The following is a 6,741-nucleotide window of genomic DNA, read 5'->3' as shown; positions in this document are numbered from 1 at the left end:
GGCCAAAGATACCTCGGGGGAGTCGGCCAGAGGCCGACGGGGGCAGCGCCCCCAAACCTTACCCGACCATCAACGCTTCCGCGGCGGCGCGGGCTTCCGGCGTGATCCGCTCACCCGAGAGCATGCGCGCGATCTCGTCCACCCGGTCCGCCCCCGTCATCGCCCGCACGGTCGAGAGCGTTTCTTCCCCCTCGACCCGCTTTTCCACCCGCCAGTGATGTGCGCCGCGCGCGGCCACCTGCGGCGAATGCGTGACCACCAGCACCTGACCGCCCGCCGCCAATTGCGCCAGCCTGCGGCCCACCGCATCCGCCGTGGCCCCGCCCACGCCCCGATCAATCTCGTCAAAGATCATCGTCACGCCACTCTCTGTCCCCGTCAGACAGACCTTGAGCGCCAGCAGAAACCGGCTCAATTCCCCGCCCGAGGCAATCTTGGCCAGCGGCCCCGCCGGTGCGCCGGGATTGGTCGCCACCTGAAACACAACCTCATCCTGTCCCGATGCCCCCGGCTCGGCCCGGCGCATCTGGGTCGTGAACACCGCCCGCTCCATCTTGAGCGGGGCGAGTTCCGCCATCACCGCCACATCAAGCCGCGCCGCGGCCTCGGCCCGCGCCGCACTCAACGCGTCGGCCTTCGCCGCATAGTCGGCCTCGGCCTCTGTCACCGCCGCCGCCAGCGCGCGCATATCCGCGTCGCCCCGGTCCAGCACCGCCAACTGCCCGCGCAGCCCCTCGGCAAAGCCTGCCAGATCATCGGGCAAAACCCCGTGCTTGCGCGCCAGCCCCCGGATCGCAAAGAGCCGCTCTTCGACAGTCTCAAGCTCCATCGGGTTGAAATCGAGCGCCTCAAGGCAGCGCAGCACGCCGCGCCCGGCCTCATCGAGTTCCACCAGCGCCCGCCCGATGGCGGCAATCGCCTCGTCAAGCTGCCCCTCGGCCCGCTCCGCCGCCCCTTCGAGCCAGCGCAGCGCATCGCCCGCCGCCCCTTCGGCCCCGTTGAGCCCCAGCGCCTCGGCGGCCTTGGCGATATCCTCGCGGATACGCTCGGCACCCTGCATCATGCGGCGGCGCGCGTCCAACTCCACCTCTTCGCCGGGCTCAGGGTCGAGCGCATCAAGCTCCGCCACCGCATGCCGCAGGAATTCCTCCTCGGCGCGCAACGCCGCCTGCGCCGCCTCTGCCGCATCCTTCGCCTTGCGCCGCGCGCCCAGATCACGCCACGCGGCGCGCACACTCTCGCGCAGCGCGCCCAGATTGCCATACGCATCCAGCAAATCACGATGCGCCTTGGGGTCCAGCAGCCCACGATCATCCTGCTGCCCGTGCAATTCCACCAGCACATCCGACAACTGCCGCAGCACCTCGCCCGACACCCGCCGGTCATTGACCCAAGCCGTCTTGCGCCCGTCCGCGCTGTTGACCCGGCGCAGGATCAGCACCTCGTCTTCGGGCAATCCCGCCTCGCGCAGCACCGCCCGCGCCGGATGATCCGGCGACAGGTCGAACTCGGCCACCACCTCGCCCTGATCCGCGCCTTGGCGCACCAACTCGGCCCGCCCGCGCCAACCCAACACAAACCCCAGACTGTCCAGAAGGATCGACTTGCCCGCCCCGGTCTCGCCGGTCAGCACGTTGAGACCCGGCTGGAACACAAGGTCCAGCCGGTCGATGATCAACATGTCGCGAATTTCAAGCGCGCGCAGCATCAGGCCATCCCGTCGGGCAGGGGCATCCCGCCCCCTCTAGAGCCAGCGACCCTGAATGGTCTGCCGATAGATCTGCTGCAACCAGCCGTCGCCTGCCGCCTCCAGCGTATAGCCCCGCCCGGTCAAGAGCTTGTAGCTGTCCTCATACCAATCGGTGCCTTGGAAATTGTGGCCCAGAATGGCCCCCGCCGTGCGCGCCTCGTTCACCAGCCCCAGCGACAGATAGGATTCGACCAGCCGGTGCAGCGCCTCGGCGGTATGGGTCGTGGTCTGGAAATCCTCGACCACCACCCGGAACCGGTTGGCAGCGGCGGCAAAGTTGTCGCGCTTGAGGTAATAGCGCCCGATCTCCATTTCCTTTGACGCCAGATGGTCAAAGGCCAGATCGAATTTCAGGATCGCAGCATTGGCATATTCGCTGTCAGGATAGCGCTCGATCACCTCACGCAGGGATTGCAACGCCTGAAAGGTCAGCCCTTGGTCGCGCCCGACCTCGTCGATCTGATCGTAATAGCTCAGCGCCAGCAGATATTGCGCATAGGCCGCGTCTTCATCGGTCGGGTAAAAGTCGATGAATCGCTGGGCCGCAGCGCGGCTTTCCTCATAGGCCTTGTCCTGATGATGGGCAAAGGCCTGCATGATCACCGCCCGCTTCGCGAGATCGGAATAGGGATAGAGCCGCTCGACCTCGGCAAAGCTCTTGGCCGCCAGATCGGGATCGCGCTGCGCCAGATCATATTCGGCCCGCTCGAAGATCTGCTGGGCGGTGTAATTCTCGTAATTGACCGTGCCGCGCTCGACGCTTTCTTTGTCACCACAGCCCGCCATGGCGATGGCCACAGCAAGGGCACCCAACAGCTTGGCCCGGGACGTGCCGATTCTCATGCGCGATCTCACTCTCAGTTGCGATGCGTGGGCTTGTAACGCCCGCGTCGCCCCGGTCCTAGCACATTAATTTGCGGTGCAAAACGCCTTTGGCATGTTTTGACCGCCCTCCGGGCATCCCATGACGGATGCCCGAGAGCGGCCAAGCCATATCAGCCCAGCGCCACCGCGCGCAGGTCTTCGTCAACATGGGGCAGATATTGCGCAAAATTGTCGGCAAACATCCGCACCAGCTTGGCGGCTTGCGCATCATAGGCCGCCGGATCATGCCAGGTGCGGCGCGGATCAAGCAGCACATCGGCCACGCCCGGCACCGACACCGGCACTTCAAAACCGAAATTCGGGTCCTTGCGGAACTCGACCCCGTTGAGCGATCCATCAAGCGCGGCGGTCAAGAGCGCACGGGTCGCCTTGATCGGCATCCGCGATCCGGTGCCATAGGCCCCGCCGGTCCAGCCCGAATTCACCAGCCAGCACGACGCGCCCTGGCTTTCGATCTTGGCGCGCAGGAGGTTGCCGTAAACCTCCGGGCGACGCGGCATGAAGGGGGCGCCGAAACAGGTGGAAAACACCGGCTGCGGCTCGGTCAGGCCGCGCTCGGTCCCGGCCATCTTGGCGGTAAAGCCCGACAGGAAGTGATACATCGCTTGCGCCGGGGTCAGCCGCGCAATCGGAGGCAGCACGCCAAACGCATCACAGGTCAGCATCACCACATTGCGCGGATGCCCGGCAATGCCGGTCTCGGACGCATTGGGAATATAGTTCAGCGGATAGGCACAGCGCATGTTCTCGGTCAGGCTGGCATCCTCATAATCCAATTCGCGCGTTTCCGCGTCATAGACCATGTTCTCGATCACCGTGCCGAACATCGAGCAGGTGGCATAGATTTCCGGCTCTGCCTCCGGGCTCAGGTGGATGGTCTTGGCATAGCAGCCACCCTCGAAATTGAACGTGCCCTTGTCGGACCAGCCATGCTCGTCATCGCCCAAAAGCGTGCGGTTCGGATCAGCCGATAGCGTGGTCTTGCCGGTGCCCGAGAGACCAAAGAACACGGCCGCATCCTCGGGGTCGTCCTTGGCATGGTTGGCCGAGCAATGCATCGGCATCACACCCTTTTCGGGCAGCAGATAATTCATCAGGCCAAAGATGGATTTCTTGTTCTCGCCCGCATATTCGGTGTTGCCTATGAGGATCAGCTTGGCGTCGATATTGACCGCGATCACCGTCTCGGACCGGCAGCCATGCCGCGCAGGGTCGGCCTTGAACCCGGTGCAGTTGATCACCGTATAATCCGCCACGAAATGATCCAGCGCCTCGCGCTCGGGACGGCGCAGCATGTGGCGGATGAAGAGGTTGTGCCACGCCAGTTCGTTGACCAGCCGCACATTGATGCTGTGCTCGGGGTCCGCCCCCGCCACCAGATCCTGAACAAAGACTTCGCGCCCCGCCAGATAGGCCAGCATGTCCTTGTGCAACTGATCAAAATGCTCGGGCGACATCGACAGGTTGTTATCCCACCAGATCGTGTTTTCGGTGGTGGGCGTGCGCACGGTGAACTTGTCCTTGGGCGAGCGGCCGGTGAATTCACCCGTGCTCACCAAGAGCGTCCCGCCCTGCCCCAATTCCCCTTCGCCGCGCTGCACCGAAGCCGCCACAAGAGCGGGCTCCATCAGGTTGTAATGGACCTTGCCCAGACCCGAAATCCCCTGATCTTCCAGCCGAAAGTGCGGATTGACCCGTCCTGCCGTCATGTCTCTCTCCCTTTTGGGCGTGGGCGCCCTACCCTGTCCGACACCGCCCCGGCGGCGTATGACTGTCAGCTATTCCAGCCTCATACGGATTCGCAACCCGCAAACAAGTGCGTTTTTCCAAGTTAGCGCAATCACTTGGCGGGAATCCGCAATGCTGCAAGTGCAAACGCCCCGCACAGGGCATCAATTCGAATTATTCGAACATATGCAGCAAAACAATTCGTTTTCAAAAACTCACCATTCATGCCAGCCTGTGCAGGCCGCTCAGAACACCTCTTACGCCGCCATCAGACCCCCATCAGACCCAAGGACAGCGCCATGCAACACCCCAGCCCCTCGCCCGTGGACAGAGCCAGCTTCGTGCGCGCCATGCGCCGCGTCGCGGCCTCGGTGACAGTGGTCACAACCGACGGGCCGATGGGCCGGTTCGGGGCCACGGTCAGCGCCTTTGCCTCGGTCTCCGCCGATCCGCCCTCGGTCCTCGTCTGCCTGCATGGCGAGAGCCGCATCGCGCGCGCTGTGGCCGCCAATGGCAGCTTCTGCGTCAATATCCTGCCCGAAGGCAGCACCGACATCGCCGACCGCTTTGCCGGGCGACATGACGGCTGGATCACCGACCGCTTCTCGGGCATCGACTGCTACGGCACACCGGGCACCGCCCCCCTCTTGGAAGGGGCCACCGGCTTTGCCTGCGATCTGGCGCAGAGCGTGCCCTCAGGCAGCCATCTCATCGTGATCGGCACTGTCACCAGCGTTTTCGACGCAGGGGCCGCCCCCCTCGCGTGGCGCGACGGCGGCTATCACCGGGTTGTCCCCAAGGATACCGCCCGCTGTGCTGCGGAATAAGGGGCCTGTGATGACAACACACTATCAAATGCTGATCGACGGCGCTTGGGTCGATGCCTCGGACGGTGGACGGTTTGACACCTTCAATCCCGCCACCGGCGAGGTTTGGGCCACCGCCCCCGAAGCGACCGAGGCCGACGTGATCCGCGCCGTCGAGGCCGCGCATCGCGCCTGTTACGACGGCCCGTGGTCGCGCATGACCCCCACCCAACGCGGCCAGTGCCTGCGCCGCTTGGGCGATCTTCTGGCCGAGCACAGCGAACGCCTGGGCGAAATCGAGACCCGCGACTCCGGCAAGATGTTCAAGGAAACCCGCTGGCAGGCCAAGTATATCGCCGAATTCCTCCAGTTCTACGCCGGGGCCGCCGACAAGATCACCGGCGAAACCCTCCCCATCGACAAGCCCGACATGTTCGTCTTCACCCACCGCGAACCCTTGGGCGTGGTGGCCGCCATCGTGCCTTGGAACAGCCAGCTTTTCCTGACCGCCGTCAAACTCGGCCCGGCCTTGGCCGCAGGCAATACGCTCGTGCTCAAGACCTCGGAACACGCCCCCGCCGTGATCCTCGAATTCGGACGGCTGGTGGCACTGGCGGGCATCCCCGATGGCGTCGTCAATATCGTCACCGGCCACGGCGATCCCTGCGGTCGCGTGCTCACCTCGCATCCGCTGGTCGCCCGGATCAGCTTTACCGGCGGTCCCAATGCTGCGCGCCATGTGCTCACGAACTCCACCCAGAATTTCGCGCAGGTGAGCTTGGAATTGGGCGGCAAATCCCCCTTCGTCGTCTTTGCCGATGCCGACATCGAAAGTGCGGTCAACGGGGCGGTCGCGGGCATCTTCGGCGCCTCTGGCCAAAGCTGCGTCGCAGGCTCGCGCCTGATCGTGCACGCCGACATCGCCGACGATTTCCTCACCCGCCTCAGCGCCATCGCCCGCAGCATCCGCATCGGCGATCCGATGGACGAGGCCACCCAGATGGGCCCCCTCTGCACCCGCGCGCAACTGGATCATATCGAGCGCGAGGTGGCCCATGCCCAGACCCAAGGCGCGCGGCTGATCTGCGGCGGCAAACGGTCTGCGGCGGGCGAGATGTTCTTCGAGCCGACCATCCTCGATTGCCCCTCCCCCGACCTACGCATCGTCGATACCGAACTTTTCGGCCCGGTCCTCTCGGTGCTGCGCTTCAAAACCGAGGCCGAGGCGCTCACCCTCGCCAATGGCTCCGAACACGGCCTTGCCGCAGGCGTCTTTACCCGCGACAGCGCCCGCGCGCTGCGGATGTCGCGCGCCCTGCGTGCCGGCATCGTCTGGGTCAACACCTACCGCGCCATCAGCCCCATCGCCGAATTCGGCGGCACGAAATCGAGCGGCTATGGCCGCGAGAGCGGCTTTCAGGCGCTTTACGATTACACACGGCCCAAGACCGTCTGGATGAATATGTCCGACGCACCCATGGCCAACCCCTTTCAAATGCGCTGATCACAGGAGACCGGCATGAAATTCCACCTCGCAATCAATCTCGAACGGCTCGATCCTTCGGCGGATAT

At 64.6% G+C, this 6,741-nt stretch carries 5 protein-coding genes; 2 read left to right on the top strand and 3 right to left on the bottom strand.

Annotated elements, in window-relative coordinates; all coding sequences use genetic code 11:
- Nucleotides 1-58 precede the first annotated feature (58 nt).
- From recN to KBT70_RS12290, 3 genes are all read right to left on the bottom strand, one after another.
- Complete coding sequence (recN, locus tag KBT70_RS12300; RefSeq protein ID WP_296633648.1) at nt 59-1,708, bottom strand: DNA repair protein RecN; 1,650 nt, start codon at nt 1,706-1,708, stop codon at nt 59-61.
- Between the two features lie 36 nt (nt 1,709-1,744).
- A complete protein-coding gene (locus KBT70_RS12295; protein WP_296633643.1) occupies nt 1,745-2,593 on the bottom strand; it encodes an outer membrane protein assembly factor BamD in 849 nt (282 codons plus the stop codon).
- A 152-nt stretch (nt 2,594-2,745) separates the two neighbouring features.
- Complete coding sequence (locus KBT70_RS12290; protein WP_296633638.1) at nt 2,746-4,344, bottom strand: phosphoenolpyruvate carboxykinase; 1,599 nt, start codon at nt 4,342-4,344, stop codon at nt 2,746-2,748.
- A 318-nt stretch (nt 4,345-4,662) separates the two neighbouring features.
- Between KBT70_RS12290 and KBT70_RS12285 the strand changes: the two genes are divergently transcribed.
- Complete coding sequence (locus KBT70_RS12285; protein WP_296633633.1) at nt 4,663-5,190, top strand: flavin reductase family protein; 528 nt, start codon at nt 4,663-4,665, stop codon at nt 5,188-5,190.
- 10 nt (nt 5,191-5,200) lie between these two features.
- Nucleotides 5,201-6,673, top strand: coding sequence for an aldehyde dehydrogenase (locus tag KBT70_RS12280; protein ID WP_296633628.1), 1,473 nt, complete (start codon nt 5,201-5,203; stop codon nt 6,671-6,673).
- Nucleotides 6,674-6,741: the final 68 nt, after the last annotated feature.

Origin of the sequence: Roseovarius sp., assembly GCF_018066915.1 — a bacterium.
Taxonomy (GTDB): Bacteria; Pseudomonadota; Alphaproteobacteria; order Rhodobacterales; family Rhodobacteraceae; genus Roseovarius.
This window is presented reverse-complemented; position numbering and strand designations above follow the sequence as displayed.